At 73.4% G+C, this 17,851-nt stretch carries 17 protein-coding genes; 11 read left to right on the top strand and 6 right to left on the bottom strand.

Annotated elements, in window-relative coordinates:
- Positions 1-9: 9 nt before the first annotated feature.
- Positions 10-2,754 carry a pyruvate dehydrogenase (acetyl-transferring), homodimeric type gene (gene aceE, locus ACGFI9_RS34205; protein ID WP_393184687.1) on the top strand — a complete coding sequence of 915 codons (2,745 nt, stop codon included), beginning with the start codon at positions 10-12 and terminating at the stop codon, positions 2,752-2,754.
- A 75-nt stretch (positions 2,755-2,829) separates the two neighbouring features.
- On the opposite strand, the gene ACGFI9_RS34210 is transcribed toward aceE, so the two are convergent.
- Positions 2,830-3,639 carry an alpha/beta fold hydrolase gene (locus tag ACGFI9_RS34210; protein WP_393184689.1) on the bottom strand — a complete coding sequence of 270 codons (810 nt, stop codon included), beginning with the start codon at positions 3,637-3,639 and terminating at the stop codon, positions 2,830-2,832.
- A 74-nt stretch (positions 3,640-3,713) separates the two neighbouring features.
- On the opposite strand from ACGFI9_RS34210, the gene ACGFI9_RS34215 reads away from it, so the two are divergent.
- Positions 3,714-4,241 (top strand): PadR family transcriptional regulator, encoded by a 528-nt coding sequence (locus ACGFI9_RS34215; protein WP_393184690.1) that lies wholly within the window; start codon positions 3,714-3,716, stop codon positions 4,239-4,241.
- Positions 4,242-4,326: 85 nt separating this feature from the next.
- Here ACGFI9_RS34215 and ACGFI9_RS34220 read toward each other — a convergent pair whose 3' ends face one another.
- Complete coding sequence (locus ACGFI9_RS34220) at positions 4,327-4,773, bottom strand: SRPBCC family protein (RefSeq protein WP_393184692.1); 447 nt, start codon at positions 4,771-4,773, stop codon at positions 4,327-4,329.
- Positions 4,774-4,959: 186 nt separating this feature from the next.
- Here ACGFI9_RS34220 and ACGFI9_RS34225 point away from each other — a divergent pair, with 186 nt between their 5' ends.
- Genes ACGFI9_RS34225 through gltX form a run of 3 tightly spaced genes read left to right on the top strand, consistent with a single transcriptional unit; the run spans position 4,960 to position 9,022 of the window.
- Positions 4,960-6,291, top strand: a complete 1,332-nt coding sequence (locus ACGFI9_RS34225; protein ID WP_393184694.1) for a GH1 family beta-glucosidase — start codon at positions 4,960-4,962, stop codon at positions 6,289-6,291.
- On the top strand, positions 6,288-7,565 hold the full coding sequence (locus tag ACGFI9_RS34230) for an MFS transporter (RefSeq protein WP_393184696.1): 1,278 nt from the start codon (positions 6,288-6,290) through the stop codon (positions 7,563-7,565). The genes ACGFI9_RS34225 and ACGFI9_RS34230 overlap by 4 nt, the downstream gene beginning before the upstream one ends.
- A 47-nt stretch (positions 7,566-7,612) precedes the next feature.
- A complete protein-coding gene (gene gltX / locus ACGFI9_RS34235) occupies positions 7,613-9,022 on the top strand; it encodes a glutamate--tRNA ligase (RefSeq protein WP_393184698.1) in 1,410 nt (469 codons plus the stop codon).
- Between the two features lie 182 nt (positions 9,023-9,204).
- Here gltX and ACGFI9_RS34240 read toward each other — a convergent pair whose 3' ends face one another.
- On the bottom strand, positions 9,205-9,807 hold the full coding sequence (locus tag ACGFI9_RS34240; protein WP_393184700.1) for a copper resistance CopC family protein: 603 nt from the start codon (positions 9,805-9,807) through the stop codon (positions 9,205-9,207).
- A gap of 226 nt (positions 9,808-10,033) precedes the next feature.
- Here ACGFI9_RS34240 and ACGFI9_RS34245 point away from each other — a divergent pair, with 226 nt between their 5' ends.
- Complete coding sequence (locus ACGFI9_RS34245; protein ID WP_393184702.1) at positions 10,034-10,696, top strand: hypothetical protein; 663 nt, start codon at positions 10,034-10,036, stop codon at positions 10,694-10,696.
- 10 nt (positions 10,697-10,706) lie between these two features.
- Here the strand turns inward: ACGFI9_RS34245 and ACGFI9_RS34250 are convergent, their stop codons facing one another.
- The 3 genes from ACGFI9_RS34250 to ACGFI9_RS34260 form a co-directional block, all read right to left on the bottom strand.
- On the bottom strand, positions 10,707-11,633 hold the full coding sequence (locus tag ACGFI9_RS34250; RefSeq protein WP_393184704.1) for an NADP-dependent oxidoreductase: 927 nt from the start codon (positions 11,631-11,633) through the stop codon (positions 10,707-10,709).
- Between the two features lie 38 nt (positions 11,634-11,671).
- Positions 11,672-12,007, bottom strand: a complete 336-nt coding sequence (locus tag ACGFI9_RS34255) for a hypothetical protein (RefSeq protein ID WP_393184706.1) — start codon at positions 12,005-12,007, stop codon at positions 11,672-11,674.
- A gap of 145 nt (positions 12,008-12,152) precedes the next feature.
- On the bottom strand, positions 12,153-12,698 hold the full coding sequence (locus ACGFI9_RS34260; protein WP_393184708.1) for an orotate phosphoribosyltransferase: 546 nt from the start codon (positions 12,696-12,698) through the stop codon (positions 12,153-12,155).
- A gap of 56 nt (positions 12,699-12,754) precedes the next feature.
- On the opposite strand from ACGFI9_RS34260, the gene ACGFI9_RS34265 reads away from it, so the two are divergent.
- From ACGFI9_RS34265 to fabF, 5 genes are all read left to right on the top strand, one after another.
- A complete protein-coding gene (locus ACGFI9_RS34265) occupies positions 12,755-14,065 on the top strand; it encodes a PucR family transcriptional regulator (protein WP_393184710.1) in 1,311 nt (436 codons plus the stop codon).
- Positions 14,066-14,143: 78 nt separating this feature from the next.
- Positions 14,144-15,079: an ACP S-malonyltransferase gene (locus ACGFI9_RS34270; protein ID WP_393184711.1), complete on the top strand. Its 936-nt coding sequence runs from the start codon at positions 14,144-14,146 to the stop codon at positions 15,077-15,079.
- Positions 15,079-16,023: a beta-ketoacyl-ACP synthase III gene (locus tag ACGFI9_RS34275; protein WP_393184713.1), complete on the top strand. Its 945-nt coding sequence runs from the start codon at positions 15,079-15,081 to the stop codon at positions 16,021-16,023. Before ACGFI9_RS34270 ends, ACGFI9_RS34275 begins: the two co-directional genes overlap by 1 nt.
- A gap of 85 nt (positions 16,024-16,108) precedes the next feature.
- Complete coding sequence (locus ACGFI9_RS34280) at positions 16,109-16,348, top strand: acyl carrier protein (RefSeq protein ID WP_007072348.1); 240 nt, start codon at positions 16,109-16,111, stop codon at positions 16,346-16,348.
- 2 nt (positions 16,349-16,350) lie between these two features.
- Positions 16,351-17,577: a beta-ketoacyl-ACP synthase II gene (fabF, locus tag ACGFI9_RS34285; RefSeq protein WP_393184715.1), complete on the top strand. Its 1,227-nt coding sequence runs from the start codon at positions 16,351-16,353 to the stop codon at positions 17,575-17,577.
- The last annotated feature ends 274 nt before the right edge of the window (positions 17,578-17,851 follow it).

A 17,851-nucleotide genomic window follows, 5' to 3' on the forward strand; every position in this document is an offset into this window, starting at 1 on the left:
GGAACGCCTGTGGCTACGGAACGCAAGCGCCCGGTGATCACCGCTGGTCTGCCGAGCCAGCTTCCGGACATCGACCCTGAAGAGACCAGCGAATGGGTCGAGTCGCTTGACGGTGTCATCGACGAGCGCGGAACCAAGCGCGCCCGGTACGTCATGCTGCGCCTGCTGGAGCGGGCCCGCGAGCGCCAGGTCGGGGTGCCGTCCCTGACCACCACCGACTACATCAACACCATCCCGCCGGAGCGCGAGCCGTGGTTCCCGGGTGACGAGCACATCGAGCGGCGGATCCGGGCGTACATCCGGTGGAACGCCGCCATGCTGGTGCACCGGGCGCAGCGCCCGGAGATCGGCGTGGGCGGCCACATCTCCACCTTCGCCAGCTCCGCGTCCCTCTACGAGGTGGGCTTCAACCACTTCTTCCGGGGCAAGGACCACCCGGGCGGCGGCGACCACATCTTCTACCAGGGCCACGCCTCCCCCGGCATGTACGCGCGGGCCTTCCTGGAGGGGCGGCTCAACGCCGACCAGCTCGACGGCTTCCGGCAGGAGCTGTCGCACCCGGGCGGCGGGCTGCCGTCGTACCCGCACCCGCGGCTGATGCCGGACTTCTGGGAATTCCCCACGGTGTCGATGGGTCTCGGGCCGATGAACGCGATCTACCAGGCCCGGTTCAACCGCTACCTGCACCACCGCGGCATCAAGGACACCTCGCAGCAGCACGTCTGGGCGTTCCTCGGCGACGGCGAGATGGACGAGGTCGAGTCGCTCGGCGCGATCGGCGTGGCCGCCCGCGAGGAGCTGGACAACCTCACCTTCGTGATCAACTGCAACCTGCAGCGGCTGGACGGCCCGGTCCGCGGCAACGGCAAGGTCATGCAGGAGCTGGAGGCGTTCTTCCGGGGCGCCGGCTGGAACGTGATCAAGGTGGTCTGGGGCCGCGAGTGGGATCCGCTGCTCGCGGCGGACACCGACGGCGCGCTGGTCAACCTCATGAACACCACGCCCGACGGTGACTACCAGACCTACAAGGCGGAGTCCGGGGCGTACGTCCGGGAGCACTTCTTCGGGCGCGACCCGCGCACCCGCAAGATGGTCGAGCACCTGAGCGACGACGAGATCTGGAACCTCAAGCGGGGTGGGCACGACTACCGGAAGCTCTACGCGGCCTACAAGGCGGCGATGGAGCACACCGGCCAGCCGACCGTGATCCTCGCCAAGACCATCAAGGGCTGGACGCTGGGCTCGCACTTCGAGGCCCGCAACGCCACCCACCAGATGAAGAAGCTGACGCTGGAGGACCTCAAGCTCTTCCGCGACCGGCTCTACCTCGACATCCCGGACAAGCAGCTGGAGGACAACCCGTACCTCCCGCCGTACTTCCACCCGGGCGAGAAGTCCGAGGAGATCGAGTACCTGCACGAGCGGCGGAAGCAGCTCGGCGGCTACCTGCCGACCCGGCGGACCACCGGCAAGACGCTGCAGATCCCGGGCACCGAGCGGTTCTCCGACGTCAAGCGCGGCTCGGGCAAGCAGAAGGTGGCCACCACGATGGCCTTCGTCCGCCTGCTCAAGGACCTGATGAAGGACAAGGAGTTCGGCAAGCGCTGGGTGCCGATCATCCCGGACGAGGCGCGCACCTTCGGCATGGACTCGCTCTTCCCGACGGCGAAGATCTACTCGCCGCACGGCCAGCGGTACACCTCGGTGGACCGGGAGCTGTTCCTGTCCTACAAGGAGGCCACCACCGGCCAGATCCTGCACGAGGGGATCAACGAGGCCGGCTCGGTCGCCTCGTTCACCGCGGCGGGCACGTCGTACGCCACCCACGGCGAGCCGATGATCCCGCTCTACATCTTCTACTCGATGTTCGGGTTCCAGCGGACCGGCGACGGGCTCTGGGCCGCGGCCGACCAGATGGCGCGGGGCTTCCTGCTCGGCGCGACCGCCGGCCGGACCACGCTCAACGGTGAGGGCCTGCAGCACGAGGACGGCCACTCGCTGCTGCTCGCCGCCACCAATCCGGCGGTGGCCGCCTACGACCCGGCGTTCGCGTACGAGATCTCGCACATCGTGGAGAACGGCCTGCACCGGATGTACGGGGAGGCGCAGGAGAACATCTTCTACTACCTCACCGTCTACAACGAGCCGATCTTCCAGCCGGCCGAGCCGGAGGGCGTGGACGTCGAGGGCATCGTCAAGGGCATCTACCGCTACTCGCCGGCGCCCACCGTGGACGGGGACGCGCCGAAGGCGAACATCCTGGCCTCCGGCACGGGCATGCAGTGGGCGCTCAAGGCGCAGAAGCTGCTCGCCGAGGACTGGGGGGTGGCCGCCGACGTCTGGTCGGTGACCTCCTGGACGGAGCTGCGCCGGGACGCGGTGGAGTGCGAGGAGCACAACCTGCTCAACCCGGGCGCGGAGCAGCGGGTCCCGTACATCCAGCGGAAGCTGGCCGACGCCGACGGGCCGAAGGTCGCGGTCAGCGACTGGATGCGCGCGGTACCGGACCTGATCGCCCGCTGGGTACCCGGCGACTACACCTCGCTCGGCACCGACGGCTTCGGCATGTCGGACACCCGGCACGCGCTGCGCCGGCACTTCCACGTCGACGCCGAGTCGGTGGCGGTCGCGACGCTGCGCCAGCTCGCCCTCCGCGGCGCGGTGCCGGCCCACGTGCCGGCCGAGGCCGCCAAGAAGTACGCGCTGGACGACGTCAACGCGGCCCCGGTCGGCGAGACCGGCGGCGACAGCTGACCCATCCGGTACGACAGGGGCCCGGCGCCACCCGCGCCGGGCCCCTTCGTCATCCCGCCCACTCGCGCTCGGGCCCTACGCCGTCGCGTGGGCCGGGGTGAGCTCGGCGACGAACGGCTCGACGGCGGCCCGCCAGGCGGCCGGGTTGTCGTAGTGCAGCACGTGGCCGGCGTCGGGGACGAGCACGAAGCGGCCGTCAGGCAGCAGCTCGGCCATCTCGCGCTGGCCCGCGACCGGCTGGTCGCTCTCCGCCCCGGCGACCACCAGCGCCGGGCAGGCCACCGCGGCGAACTCGGGCCGGTGATCGCGGTCCGCCCAGTGCCGCAGCGAGGCGAGCAGGTGCGCGGGGCGGGCCAGCGGCCGCCACCCGTCCGGGTCGCCGGCCATCACCTCCACGAAGGACTCTCCCTCGGTCCGCCGCGTGGCCCCGAAGTAGTCCCGGACGTCGGCCAGGGTCGGGAAGGGCACGGGCCAGTCGGCCAGCCAGCGTCGCCAGCGGTCGACCAGGTCGGGCGGGGTCACCGGGCTCATGTCGGCGATCACCACGCCCCGGACCAGGTCGGGCCGCGCCCCGGCGAGCTGCCAGGCGGTGAGGCCACCCATCGAGTGTCCGATCACCAGGGCCGGCGCCAGGTCGAGCGCCTCGATCACCGCGATCGCGTCCCCGACGTACGCCGGGCGGTCGTACGGGCCGTCGGGCTTGTCGCTGTGGCCGTGCCCGCGCGCGTCGTAGCCGACCACCCGGCCGTACCGGCTGAGCCAGCGGGCCGTGGCGGTCCAGTTGGCGGCCCGGCCGGTGAGCCCGTGCAGCAGCAGGATGCCGGGGCCGTCGCCGCCGAAGTCGACCACGTTGAGCCCGGTCCCGGCGTGTCCCTCGATCCGCATGCGTTCCTCCCATACCTCGAATCGAGGTACACCGTATCGAGGCATGGTGGCGGCGGGCAAGGCAGAATGCGGGGGTGCTGGAGTTGGCGATCCTGGGGTTCCTCGGCGAGGGCCCGCTGCACGGCTACGAGCTGAAGTCCCGAATCACGCGGCTGGCCGGCTACGCGCGGCCGGTGAGCGACGGCAGCCTCTACCCGGCGATCAACCGGCTGGAGCGCGCGGGCCTGGTCAGCCGGCAGCGGGAACCGGGGGCGGCCGCCGCGCCGCGACACACCCTCTCGCTCACCGACGCGGGCCGGGCGGAGCTGCTGCGCCGGCTGCGGGAGCCGGCGGAGCTGGACGTCACCGACCAGAACCGGTTCTTCACGCTGCTCGCCTTCCTCGGGCAGCTCGCAGACCCGGCGGCGCAGGCCGCGGTGCTGGAACGCCGGCTGGCCTTCCTCGACCAGCCGGCGAGCTTCTTCTACGCCGGGGAGCGGCCGCAGCGGGCCGCCGAGCAGGACGACCTCTTCCGGCGCGGGATGCTGGTGATGGCCCGGGAGATCAGCCGCGCCGAGCGCTCCTGGCTCCGGGCGGCGATCGACGAGCTGCGGGCCGGCTGACGGCGGCGGAGTCGACGATGGTCCGGCGTTCCTGGCGGGAACGCCGGACCATCACCATCGCGGGCGACGCCGGGACCGGCTCCGGTCAGCCGACGGCGGCCAGATCGGTCAGCCGGGCCAGCGAGTCCTCCAGGTCGGCGCCGACCCGACGCAGGCCGAGCCGCAGCAGGGCGGCCTTGACCGGCCCGGCGGGCCACCGTACGACGATGAGCCGCACGATCGTCCCGCCCTCCTCCTCGTCCGGGGTCAGCTGGACGTAGATCTCGGTGCGCGCCTCGGCCCGGGCACCGGCGCCCCTGGCCCGTTCGCGCCACCCGATCAGGGTCGGCTCCTGGTAGGCGATCACCTCGGCCTCGTGCGCCGCACCGCGCCCGGCCTGGACCAGTTGTCGCCGGCCGAACCCCTCCCCCGAGAGGACCTCGGCCGCGCGCACCCCCGCCAGCCAGGCCGGCAACTGCTCGGCCCGCTGCACGACGTCCCAGACCGCTTCCACCGGCGCCGCCACGTGCGCACTGCGTTCCACGAGGATCATCTTTCTTTCCCCCACTTAAACCACATCCGCGATATTCGGCACTCTATGTGTAAATCGGACTTACCTGGACGGGTTCGGAAAAAGACACGCCGAAATCCCTTGCGCCGCCTGCCTTTCCGGGCCTATGGACCGGGGGCGCTGCGCGCCCTAGAGTCGCGAACACGCTTCGCGTTTGAGGGAGGGCGAATGACGCAGCCGCCGATGCCCGAGTTCCCCGCCGGCTTCCGCTGGGGGGTGTCCACCTCCGCGTACCAGATCGAGGGGGCGGTCACCGCCGACGGCCGGGGACCGTCCATCTGGGACACCTTCGCCCACTCCCCCGGCCGGATCGTGGACGGCAGCACCGGCGACGAGGCGTGCGACCACTACCACCGGTACGCCGAGGACGTCGCGCTGCTGGCCGGCCTCGGGGTCTCCGCGTACCGGTTCTCGATCGCCTGGCCCCGGGTGCAGCCCGCCGGCACCGGCCCGGCGAACCAGGCCGGGCTGGACTTCTACGACCGGCTGGTGGACGAGCTGCTCGGGCACGGGGTCGACCCGGTCGCCACGCTCTTCCACTGGGACCTGCCGCAGGCCCTGGAGGACGCCGGCGGCTGGCTCAACCGGGACACCGCCGCCCGCTTCGCCGAGTACGCCGACCTGGTCGCCGCCCGCCTCGGCGACCGGGTGAAGCTCTGGATCACGCTCAACGAGCCGTTCATCCACATGAGCCTCGGGCACGGGATGGGGGTGCACGCCCCCGGCCGGACGCTGCTCTTCGACGCCTTCCCGGTGGCCCACCACCAACTGCTCGGCCACGGCCTGGCGGTCTCCGCACTGCGCGCCCGCAGCAGCAGCCCGGTCGCCATCGCGAACAACTACTCCCCGGTCCGGCTGGCCGGGGAGACCGACGCCGACCGGGCCGCCGGGGCGGCGTACGACGCGCTGCACAACCGGCTCTTCACCGACCCGCTGCTCGGCCTCGGCTACCCCGCGGAGCCCGGCTTCGACCCGGCAGTGGTGCGGGACGGCGACCTCGACGTGATCGCCGCCCCGATCGACGTGCTCGGGGTGAACTACTACAACCCGACCGGCATCCGGGCCGCCGAGGAGGGTTCGCCGCTGCCGTTCGAGATCGTGCCGCTGACCGGCTACCCCCGCACCGCCTTCGACTGGCCGGTGGCCCCGGACGGGCTACGCGAGCTGCTGGTGCAGCTGCGCGACCGGTACGGCGACGCGCTGCCGCCGATCCAGATCACCGAGAGCGGCTGCGCGTACGACGACGTGCCGGACGCCGATGGCCGGGTGCCCGACCCGGACCGGATCGCCTACCTGGACGGGCACGTCCGGGCGGTGCGCGCGGCGATCGACGCGGGGGTGCCGGTGACCGGCTACTTCGTCTGGTCGCTGCTGGACAACTGGGAGTGGGCCGAGGGCTTCACCAAGCGGTTCGGCCTGGTGCACGTCGACTACGCCACCCAGCGGCGTACCCCCAAGTCCTCGTACGCCTGGTTCCGCGACGCGGTGGTTCGGCCGTGACCACGGTGAACCCGACGCCGGCCTCGCTGCCGGCGGCGCTCGCCGAACCGACCGTGCCGGTGCGGCGGAGCTGGATCGCGCTGATCTTCGCGGCCAACCTGGGCGTCTGGATGGCCTTCTTCACCCCCATCCAGGTGCTGCTGCCCCAGCAGGTCGAGCGGATCGCCCCGGGCGACAAGGAGGCGATGCTGGCGGTGGTCACCGGGCTAGGCGCGCTCGCCGCGGTCCTCGCGAACCCGCTCGCCGGCGCGCTCTCCGACCGGACCGTGCTGCGCCTGGCGAACCGCCACTTCGGCCGGCGGCACGTCTGGACCGCCTCCGGGGCGGTGCTCGGCGCGCTGGCCCTGGTGCTGCTGGCCCGGCAGGACACGATCGCCGGGGTGGCCGTGGGCTGGGTCGCCGCCCAGGTCTGCTTCAACGCGATGCTGGCCAGCCTCACCGCCGCCATCCCGGACCGGGTGCCGGTCGCCCAGCGCGGCGGCGTCTCCGGCTGGGTGGGCATCCCCCAGGCGCTCGGCCTGGTGGTCGGGGCGGTGCTGGTCACCGCCGTGGTCACCGGCAACGCCGCCGGGTACGCGGCGATCGCGCTCGCGGTGCTGCTGCTGTCGCTGCCGTTCGCGCTGCTCACCGAGGACGACCCGCTGCCCCGGGAACACCGGTCGGCGGTGCGGCTGCGGGCGCTGCTGTCCTCGATCTGGATCAGCCCGCGCCGGCACCCCGACTTCGCCTGGGCCTGGTTCACCCGGTTCCTGGTCCAGACCGGCAACGCCCTCGGCACCCTCTACCTGCTCTACTTCCTCACCGACGGGGTGCGGGTGACCGACCCGGAGGGCGCGCTGCTGGTGCTGATCCTGCTCTACACGCTCGGCATGATGCTCACCGCCGTGGTGGCCGGCCGGCTGTCCGACCGGTCCGGCCGGCGCAAGGTCTTCGTGATCGTCTCGGGGCTGATCATGGCGGTGGCGGCGGTGCTGCTCGCGATGGCGCCGACCTGGCCGATGGCGGTCACCGCGGCGCTGCTGCTCGGCGCCGGCTACGGCGTCTACCTGGCGGTGGACGCGGCGCTGATCACCCAGGTGCTGCCGGCCGCCACCGACCGGGCCAAGGACCTCGGGGTGATCAACATCGCCAACTCCGCGCCCCAGGTGCTCGGCCCGGCGTTGTCCGCCCCGATCGTGGTCCACCTGGGCGGCTACCCCACCCTGTACGCGGTCACCGCGGTGGTCACCCTGATCGGCAGCGTCCTGGTGTTGAAGATCAGATCGGTGCCCTGACCGCCCCCTGGCTCAAATCGGCTCGCCGCCCGCCGTAGGCTGGGGACGTGACGGTACGCGTACGATTCGCCCCCTCCCCGACCGGTATGTTCCACGTCGGCGGCGCCCGCTCGGCCCTGCAGAACTGGATCTACGCCAAGCAGCAGGGCGGGGTGTTCGTGCTGCGCATCGAGGACACCGACGCGGCACGCAACAAGCCCGAGTGGACCGAGGGCATCCTCTCCGCGCTCGACTGGATCGGCATCGCGCGGGGCAGCTACGAGGGCCCCTACTTCCAGTCGTCGTACGCCGGCGAGCACCGCGCCGCCGCCCAGCGGCTCCACGAGAACGGCCGGGCGTACTACTGCGACTGCACCCGCGAGGACGTGCAGGCGCGGACCGGCTCGCAGTACGCCGGCTACGACGGCTTCTGCCGGGACCGCGGGCTCGGCCCCGGCGAGGGGCGCGCGCTGCGCTTCCGGACGCCGGACGAGGGCGAGACCGTGGTGGTCGACCTGATCCGGGGCGAGCCGACCTTCGAGAACAAGCTGATCGAGGACTTCGTCATCGCCCGCGGCGACGGCTCCCCGGTCTTCCTGCTCGCCAACGTGGTCGATGACATGACCATGGGGATCACCCACGTGATCCGGGCCGAGGAGCACCTGCCCAACACCCCCAAGCAGCAGCTGCTCTGGGACGCGCTCGGGGTCAAGCCACCGGTCTGGGCGCACGTGCCCGTGGTGGTCAACGAGAAGCGGCAGAAGCTGTCCAAGCGGCGGGACAAGGTCGCCCTGGAGGCGTACCGGGACGAGGGCTACCTCGCCGCCGCGATGCGCAACTACCTGATGCTGCTCGGCTGGGCCCCGTCCGGTGACCGGGAGATCGTGCCCTGGTCGGTGATCGAGGACGAGTTCCGGCTGGAGGAGGTGAACCCCTCCCCGGCGTTCTTCGACGAGAAGAAGCTGCGCGCGTTCAACGGCGAGTACATCCGGGCGCTTCCGGTCGAGGACTTCATCACGGAGTGCCAGCCGTGGCTGACCGGCACCGGAACCATCGCCCCGCCGCCGTGGCAGCCGGAGGAGTTCGACCCCGCCGCGTTCGCCGCGGTGGCCCCGCTGGCGCAGACCCGGATCGCGGTGCTCAGCGAGATCGTGCCGAACGTCGACTTCCTCTTCCTGGCCGACCCGCTGATCGACGAGGCGGCCTGGGCGAAGGCGATGAAGGAGGGCGCGGCCGAACTGCTGGACGCGGCGATCGCCGCGTTCGAGGCGCTGGAGTCCTGGGACGCCGAGTCGCTGAAGTCCGCCCTGGAGGCGGTCGGCGCGGAGCGCGGGCTGAAGCTGGGCAAGGCGCAGGCGCCCGTCCGGGTCGCGGTCACCGGGCGTACGGTCGGCCTGCCGCTCTTCGAGTCCCTCGAGGTGCTCGGCCGTGAGCGCACCCTGACGCGGCTGCGCGGCGCCCGGGTGCGCCTGGTCTGACGTCGGATCGCCGAAGGGCCCGCCGGTCGTCCGGCGGGCCCTTCAACGTACGGCGGCGACCCGGGCGTGACGGCACACATCTTCGGAGCGATATGACGCTGAGACATGAATATGTCTGAGAGTCATATCGCTGCCAGGACTTGACCTGTCCGGCGACCGGGTCGCTCGGCGAGCGTTGCGGTTCAGCGGCGGGCGGAGCGGCGGCGCAGCAGCAGCCCGGCCGCCAGCGCGACGAGCACCACCACCGCCCCGAGCGCCCACAGCCAGCCCGTGCCCCCGCTGTCGTCGGCGGACGAGGCCGCCGCCACCGGGCTGGCCGGGGAGCCGGTCGGGGCGACCGGGGTGGGCGGAGCACTCGTCGGCGACGCCGGGCCGGCGGTGGGCGTGGCGGCCGGGGCGCCGGTGGTCAGGGTGAAGCTGAGCGTGCCGTGCACCTCGTGCCCGTCGGTCGAGGTGACCTGGTAGGCGACGGTGTAGCGGCCGGCCGGGCCCGGGGTGAACGGCACCGCCACCTGCTTGCCGGAGAAGGTCGGCACGCCGCTGGAGGCGGGCGCGTTGTCCGGACCGGTGACCGTGATCTTCGTGGTGTCCCGGGCCGGCGTGGCCAGGAAGCGCAGCTCGATCCGCTTCGGCGCGGTCGCCACCCGGGCCCCGTCCTTCGGATCGCTGCCGGTCAACGAATTGTGCGCGGCCGCCGGGGCGGCCGGCAGCAGCACCGACAGGCCGAGCGCCGCACCGAGAACCACCGACCAGGTACGCGCCGCACGGGCGACCCTGCCCCCCATGAACCCCTCCGTCCGGGTACGATCCGGCCGCTGATCAACGGCCGCTCGATTAGTCGGCCGCAGATCGCAGATAGTTCCAATTACTGTTCCAGCAGCTGCAACCGAGCGACGTTCTGCGGAGTCTTTTCAAGGTGGGCACCCGGTGTTCGGGCACGGCCACCACCGTCGGCCGATCAAGCGTGACCTGCAGCGGAAGCCAGCCATCGAACGGGGCGAGGAGGCGGCGATGGTCCGTAAGGTGAGGCGTCTGCTGGCGGCCGTGGCCGGCGCGGTGCTCGCCACCGCGTGCGCGCTCGCCCTGGCCGGCGCGACGGCCGCCCAGGCGGCCCCGAAGCCCAAGCTCGCACCGGCCGGTGTGGACATCACCGGCGACAAGCTGGACCAGCCGCTGCAACTGCGCGCCGACACCCGCCCGGCCGAGGTCAACGCCGTCATCGACCAGGTGAAGTGGCTGGGGGCCACCGGGCAGCAGCGCGGCCCGAAGGCGGAGGACCTCGGTCCCAAGTACACGGTCGTGGTGCTCAACGCGGGCACCCCGACCAAGACCTACGACCTCTACCCGCTCGCCAAGGGCGGCCCCCGGGTCTACCGGCCGGCCAAGCAGCCCGACCTCAGCAAGACCCGGGCCGGCTGGTTCTACGGCCGGCTGACCATGTCGGAGGTGCTGCGGGCGGCCGGGGTGCCGCTGGAGCCGCAGTACGACGCGATCAGCGGCGGGATCGGCGGCGGCGATCGGGTCATCCCCGAGGAGTCGCTGGACCCGGTGCAGGACATCGACGCGGTGCTGGGCGAACTCCAGCGGCTGCTGCTGCTCAACGTCGGGGTGATGGTGATCATCACCGGCGGCCTGGCCGGCATCGCGCTGCTGGTCCGCCGCCGCACCCGCTGACCCGGGCGGGTCAGACCTCCAGGACCACCTTGCCCCGGACGTGCCCCGCCTCGACCAGGCGCTGCGCCTCGGCGGCCTCGGCCAGCGGGAAGGTCCGGGCCACGTGCACGGTCAGCCGGCCGGCGTCGACCAGCCCGGCCAGCACGCTCAGGTCCGCGCTGGACGGCTTGACGAAGAGGTAGCTGCCGCCGAGCCGGGTGACCTGCTCCGGATCGGCGGTGGAAATCAGCCGGGCCGGCCGGGCCAGCAGCTCGGCGGAGACGTCCAGCGCGTCGCCCCCGAAGAGGTCCAGCGCCACGTCCACCCCGTCGGGCGCGACCGCGCGGACCCGGTCCAGCAGGCCGTCGCCGTACGCGACCGGCTCCGCGCCGAGCGACCGGACGAAGTCGTGGTTGGCCTCGCTCGCGGTGCCGATCACCTTGCCGGCGCCGAGCGCCCGGGCCAACTGCACCGCCAGGTGCCCCACCCCGCCGGACGCGCCGTGCACCAGCACGGTGTCGCCGCTGCCGGTCCGGGCCAGCTGCAACGCCTGGTACGCGGTCAGCCCGGCCAGCGGCAGGCCACCCGCCTCGGCCCAGGACGCCTGCACCGGCTTGTCGGCGAGGCACCGTTCCGGGGCCGGCACCAGCTCGGCGTACGTCCCGTACTGGATGTCGTCGCGCCGGACGTAGCCGATCACCTCGTCGCCCACGGCGAACCCGGTCACCGCCGGGCCGACCGCCTCGACCACGCCGGCCGCGTCCCACCCGGGCACCAGCGGGAAGTGGCTCGGGATGACGGCGGCGAGCCGGCCCTCGCGGACCTTCCAGTCGACCGGGTTCACCCCGGCGGCGCGGAGCCGCACCAGGACGGTGTCCGGGCCGACCGGGGGCGCCGGCAGCTCCCGCAGGGTGAGCCGGTCGGCCGGGCCGTACGCGTCGATCGCGATCGCCTTCACCCTGCTCACGCTAGCCCTCAAACCGGGCCGGCGTGGGGTCAGCACCAGCGGCGCGGAGGTCTCTCCCGACGGATCGCCCGGCTCCGGGGCCGGACCGCCCCGTGCCGGTGCCCGCCCGCCCAACCGGGCAGCTCACTGCGGCAGCCCTGCGCCGAAGCCGGCTCGGGCACGGCCGGCAGCGCCGGCTCGGCGGCCCGCTGCCGGGGCGCGGGCAACTCCTCGTCGCCGCGCTCGGGCCCGCGCCCGGCGGTCGGCTCGGCCGGATGACCCGCGCCCGTGCGGCGCGGGTGCTTGGCGGACGCCGGCTGTTCGTGGTGGCCCAGCCGGCAGGGCTCGCCCTGGGCGCAGCCGTGTTCGGCCTCCCCGTGCGCCATCCCGGTCTCCTCACGTTCACCATCGCCCGTCGGGCGGTCGCCCGGACGTGCCCTGACACCGTACTGGCCGGGCCCGACGGGGCGGACGGCGCGTACCCGTGGAGATCGTCCGGCACCCGGGCAGGCGGTCCGGCCGGGCGGGCGGTCAGGCGGGGCGGGCGGCGTCGAGGTCGGCGCGGGTGAGCAGGGCGCGCAGCGCGATCCCGTGTCCGGCGAGCGCCGCCGCGCCGCCCTCTTCGCGGTCGATCACGCAGAGCGCGTGCTCGATGGTCGCGCCCAGCTCGCGGAGCTGGCCGGTGGAGATCACCACCTGGCCGCCGGAGGTCACCACGTCCTCGACCACCAGCACCCGCCGGCCCGCGACGTCGGCCCCCTCCGCCAGCCGCGCGGTCCCGTACGCCTTGGCGGTCTTGCGGACGAAGGCGCAGGGCAGGCCGACGTGCCGGGCCAGCGCGGTGACCACCGGGATCCCGCCCATTTCCAGGCCGGCCAGCACCTCGGTGCCGGGCGGCACCAGCTCGGCCAGGCCGGCGGCGACCCGGTCCAGCAGCGCCGGGTCGGCCTCGAAGCGGTACTTGTCGAAGTACTCGTCGGCGATCCGGCCGGAGCGGAGCACGAACCGCCCGGTGAGCCGGCAGGTGGCGGCGATGTCCCGGGCGAGGTCGGCGCGGGCGGTCGAGGTGTCGGTCACGGGAGATCATTGTCCCCGGTCGGCGCCGGGCGGCCGGCGGCGGCACCCGACCTCGGGTGGAGTCCCTGGTCAGCGCGTGTCAGGCTAGTGCGGTGAGCGAGCCGGGCGGTACCGAACTGTCGGCGACCCTGCGCCGGATCGAGCGGGCGGCCGGGGCGCTGGCCACCGCCAGCGTGGCCCGGATGGACGAGACCCTGCCCTGGTTCCGGGAGCTGCCGGCGGACCAGCGGTCCTGGGTCATGCTGGTCGCCCAGGCCGGGGTCCGGTCGCTGGTGCAGTGGCTGCGGCAGGGCGGCGGGGCGACGGACAGCACCCAGGAGGTGTCGGACGAGGTCTTCGCCGCCGCGCCGCAGGCCCTCGCCCGATCGATCAGCCTCCAGCAGACCGTGGCGCTGATCAAGGTGACCATCCAGGTGGTCGAGGAGCAGGTCGGCCACCTGGCGGTCAAGGGCGAGGAGCAGCCGTTGCGGGAGGCGGTGCTGCGCTTCTCCCGGGAGATCGCCTTCGCCGCCGCCCGGGTGTACGCCCGCGCCGCCGAGACCCGCGGCTCCTGGGACGCCCGGCTCCAGGCGCTGCTGGTGGACGCGCTGCTGCGCGGCGACTCGCCGGACGTGCTGGCCAGCCGGGCGGCGGCGCTGGGCTGGTCGGACGCGCCGCCGGTGGCGGTGGCGGTGGGCCGCTCCCCCGGCGGCGAGGTGGCCGCGGTGCTGCACACGGTCTACCGGCAGGCCCGCCGGATCGGGGTCGAGGTGATCGGCGGCGTGCACGGCGACCGCCTGGTGATCGTCCTGGGCGGGGCGGCGGACCCGGTGGCCGCGACGGAGAAGCTGCTGACCGCGTTCGGGGACGGGCCGGTGGTGGTGGGTCCGGCCGTACCCAGTCTGGACGAGGCGACGGACTCGACGCGGGCCGCGCTGGCCGGCTTCCGGGCGGCGCCGGCCTGGCCGACCGCGCCGCGGCCGGTGCCCGCCGCGGACCTGCTGCCGGAGCGGGCCCTGGCCGGTGACGCGGAGGCCCGGCGCCGGCTGCGCCACGACGTGTACGCGGCGCTGGTCCGCGCCGGGGGCGAACTGCTGGAGACCCTGGACGCCTTCTTCGCCGCGGGGGGCACGCTGGAGAGTGCCGCCCGGGCGCTCTTCGTGCACCCGAACACGGTCCGCTACCGGCTCAAGCGGGTCGCCGAGGTGACCGGCTTCTCCCCGCTGTCCCCCCGGGACGCCTTCGCCCTGCAGGTGGCGCTGACCGTGGGTAGGCTCGACCCGGTGGTGCCGGTGGTCCCGGCGGTCGCACCCGTCCCGAGCCAGACATTGAGCCCAGCCGTGAGAAAAACGTCACAGACCGGTGATGATCGCCGCCGATCTTTGTAGGGATCCTCCAAAGCTTCTAGTGCGGTTTGGTGCCGTGCGTTACAGCGCGACCCGCGAGTATCCGTCAGAGTCGTAGACGTGCTCGCCGTACTCTCACCCGGACAGGGTTCCCAGAAACCCGGTTTCCTGACCCCGTGGCTCGACCTGCCCGGGGCCGAGGCGCGCCTGCGCTCGTGGTCCGCGCTGGCCGGGGTCGACCTGGTCCACCTCGGCACCGAGGCGGACGCGGACGAGATCAAGGACACCGCCCGCACCCAGCCGCTGCTCGTCGCGGCCGCCCTGCTCGCGGCCGAGCACCTGCCGATGGAGGACGTCGCGGTGGTCGCCGGGCACAGCGTCGGTGAGCTGGGCGCCGCCGCCCTGGCCGGGGTGCTCCCCGCCGAGACGGCCGTGACCCTCGCCGGCGTACGCGGCCGGGAGATGGCCGCCGCCTGCGCGCTGGAACCCACCGGGATGGCCGCCGTGCTCGGCGGCGACCCGGACGAGGTGGTCGCCGCGATCGAGGCGCACGGGCTGCACGCGGCCAACCGCAACGGCGCCGGCCAGATCGTCGCCGCCGGCAGCCTCGACGGGCTCGACAAGCTCGCCGCCGAACCGCCGACCCGGGCCCGGATCACCCGGCTGAAGGTGGCCGGCGCGTTCCACACCCCGTACATGGCCCCGGCCGAGGCCGCGCTGGCCGCCGCGGCCGCCGGGATCACCCCGGCCGACCCGGCCCGGACCCTGCTCTCCAACCTGGACGGCACCGCGGTCAGCCACGGGCCGGAGCTGGTCCAGCGGCTGGTCCGCCAGGTCACCGCCCCCGTCCGCTGGGACCTGTGCATGCGCACCCTGGCCGACCTGGGCGTCACCGGCGTCATCGAACTGCCCCCGGCCGGCACCCTGGCCGGCCTGGTCAAGCGCGAACTCAAGGGCGAGGGCGCGCCGGAGATCGTCACCCTGAACACCCCCGACGACCTGCCCGCCGCGCGGGACCTGATCTCCCGGCAGGCGCGAACGGAAGGTAAGCACTGATGAGCGGCAGCAGGATCGTCGCGATGGGGCACTACCAGCCCTCGCGGGTGGTGACCAACGACGAGCTCGCCCAGATGGTCGACACCAACGACGAGTGGATCCGGGACCGGGTCGGCATCGTCACCCGGCGGATCGCCGGCGACGAGACGGTGGCCGACATGGCCACGGCCGCCGCCGGCAAGGCGCTGGCCAACTCCGGCCTCACCGCCGCCGACATCGACCTCGTCGTCGTGGCCACCTGCACGTCGGTCGACCGCAGCCCGAACGTGGCCTGCCGGGTCGCCGCCAAGCTGGGCATCACCGCCCCGGCCGCGTACGACATCAACACCGCCTGCTCCGGCTTCGCGTACGCGCTGGGCACCGTCGACCACGCGATCCGGGCCGGGGCGGCCCGCAACGCGATCGTCATCGGCGCCGAGAAGCTCTCCGACTTCACCGACTGGACCGACCGCTCGACCTGCATCATCTTCGGTGACGGCGCCGGGGCCGCGGTGGTCACCGCGACCGCCGAGGGCGAGCCGACCGGGGTCGGGCCGGTGGTCTGGGGCTCGGTGCCGGAGAAGAGCGACGCGGTCCGGATCGAGGGCTGGCGGCCGTACATCGCGCAGGAGGGGCAGGTGGTCTTCCGCTGGGCCACCACCGCGCTGGCGCCGCTGGCGCTGCAGGCCTGCGAGAAGGCCGGGGTGGACCCGTCGGAGCTGGCCGCGTTCGTGCCGCACCAGGCCAACGCCCGGATCATCGACGGGATCGCCAAGCGGCTGAACATCCCCGACGCGATCATCGCGAAGGACATCGTCGAGTCCGGCAACACGTCGGCGGCGAGCGTCCCGCTGGCCCTGTCCAAGCTGGTCGAGCGGCGCGAGGTGCCTTCGGGCGCCCCGGTGCTGCTGTTCGGCTTCGGCGGCGGCCTGACCTACGCCGGCCAGGTCGTCCGCTGCCCCTGAGACCCCCTCGGGCGCGAGTGCGCCGAGGAGCGACGGCCGGCGTCGCCGACCGTCGTGCAATCCCCGATGAGAGGAAGCAAGCACAATGACCCGTGACGAGATCACCGCCGGCCTCGCCGAGATCCTCGAAGAGGTTGCCGGGGTGAACCCGGACGACGTGGCCGAGGGGAAGTCCTTCACCGACGACCTCGACGTCGACTCGCTCTCCATGGTGGAGGTCGTGGTGGCGGCCGAGGAGAAGTTCGGCGTCAAGATCCCGGACAACGAGGTGCAGAACCTGAAGACCGTCGGGGACGCCGTCAGCTACATCGAGGCGCAGTCCTGATCATGAGTCGCCCCGACGTCGTCGTCACCGGGCTCGGCGCGACGACCCCGCTCGGCGGGGACGTCGCGTCGACCTGGGACGCCATGCTCGCCGGCCGCTCCGGGGTGAGTGCGCTCACCCAGGAGTGGGCCGCGCAACTGTCCGTCCGGATCGCCGCCCAGCTCGCGGTCGACCCGTCCGAGGTGCTGGACCGGGTCAAGCTGCGCCGGCTGGACCGGTCCGAGGCGATCGCGCTCATCGCGGCCCAGCAGGCGTGGGCGGACGCCGGGCTGGCCGACTCCGGGCTGGACCCGGAGCGGCTGGCGGTCAGCGTCGGCTCCGGCATCGGCGGCGCCACCACCCTGCTCGCCCAGGACGACATCCTGGAGGCGTCCGGCCCGCGGCGGGTCTCCCCGCACACCGTGCCGATGCTCATGCCGAACGGTCCGGCCGCCTGGGTCGGGCTGGAACTGGGCGCGAAGGCCGGGGTGCACTCGGTGGCCAGCGCGTGCGCGACCGGCGCGGAGGCGATCGCGCTCGGCCTGGACATCATCCGCGCCGGCCGGGCCGACGTGGTGGTGGCCGGTGGCACCGAGGCGGTGATCCACCCGCTGCCGATCGCCGGCTTCGCCTCGATGCGGGCCATGTCGACCCGCAACGACGAGCCGGAGAAGGCCTCCCGGCCGTGGGACAAGGGCCGCGACGGCTTCGTGCTCGGTGAGGGCGCGGGCATCGTCGTACTGGAGCGCGCCGACCACGCCGCCGCCCGCGGCGCCCGGGTGTACGCGCGCCTCGCCGGCGCCGGGATCACCTCGGACGCGTTCGACATCGTGCAGCCGCACGCCGAGGGCGAGGGCGCGATCCGGGCCATCGCCCGGGCGGTCGCGGACGCGGACGTCGCGAAGACGGACATCGTGCACGTCAACGCGCACGCCACCTCCACGCCGGTGGGCGACATGCTGGAGATCGGCGCGCTGCGCAAGGCGGTCGGCGACCACCCGGTGCTGTCGGCCACCAAGTCGATGACCGGGCACCTGCTCGGCGCGGCCGGCGCGCTGGAGTCGATCGCCACCATCCTGGCCATCCGCGACGGTGTCGTACCGCCGACGATCAACCTGGACGACCCGGACGAGGGCCTCACCCTGGAGGTGGCCACCCACAAGGCGCGCCACATGGAGGTCCCCGCCGCGCTGAACAACGCGTTCGGCTTCGGCGGTCACAACGTGGCTCTGGTCTTCACCCGGGCCTGAGACCGGCACCCCGGGGAGGCGCACGACACCTCCCGGGGGTAGCCAACGGTCGTACCATCGGGGTGCGCGCCCACCGGGCGCGGACCCCGACGGCGTCTCAGCCCGGGTTGCGGGATGCGCCCGCCTCGGCCCCGGTTTCCCGGCCGGTGGCCGCTGCGGCGGCTAGGGTGAGGCCGCCGAGACCGTCGAGGAGCACCCGTGGAAGCGACCGAGATCCGCAAGCTCGCCGCGCTCGAGGACACCCACTGGTGGTACCGGGAGCGGCGGGTCCTGC

This window comes from Micromonospora sp. NPDC048930, from assembly GCF_043197935.1.
Taxonomy (GTDB): Bacteria; Actinomycetota; Actinomycetes; order Mycobacteriales; family Micromonosporaceae; genus Micromonospora.

Bases quoted from the DNA above. Each gene is read 5' to 3' on its own strand.
- ACGFI9_RS34210 (WP_393184689.1), bottom strand. From the start codon at position 3,639: ATGCGGATCGAGGGACACGCCGGGACCGGGCTCAACGTGGTCGACTTC.
- ACGFI9_RS34220 (WP_393184692.1), bottom strand. From the start codon at position 4,773: ATGATCCTCGTGGAACGCAGTGCGCACGTGGCGGCGCCGGTGGAAGCG.
- ACGFI9_RS34225 (WP_393184694.1), top strand. From the start codon at position 4,960: ATGACGCAGCCGCCGATGCCCGAGTTCCCCGCCGGCTTCCGCTGGGGG.
- ACGFI9_RS34240 (WP_393184700.1), bottom strand. From the start codon at position 9,807: ATGGGGGGCAGGGTCGCCCGTGCGGCGCGTACCTGGTCGGTGGTTCTC.
- ACGFI9_RS34245 (WP_393184702.1), top strand. From the start codon at position 10,034: ATGGTCCGTAAGGTGAGGCGTCTGCTGGCGGCCGTGGCCGGCGCGGTG.
- ACGFI9_RS34255 (WP_393184706.1), bottom strand. From the start codon at position 12,007: ATGGCGCACGGGGAGGCCGAACACGGCTGCGCCCAGGGCGAGCCCTGC.
- ACGFI9_RS34275 (WP_393184713.1), top strand. From the start codon at position 15,079: ATGAGCGGCAGCAGGATCGTCGCGATGGGGCACTACCAGCCCTCGCGG.
- ACGFI9_RS34280 (WP_007072348.1), top strand. From the start codon at position 16,109: ATGACCCGTGACGAGATCACCGCCGGCCTCGCCGAGATCCTCGAAGAG.
- fabF (WP_393184715.1), top strand. From the start codon at position 16,351: ATGAGTCGCCCCGACGTCGTCGTCACCGGGCTCGGCGCGACGACCCCG.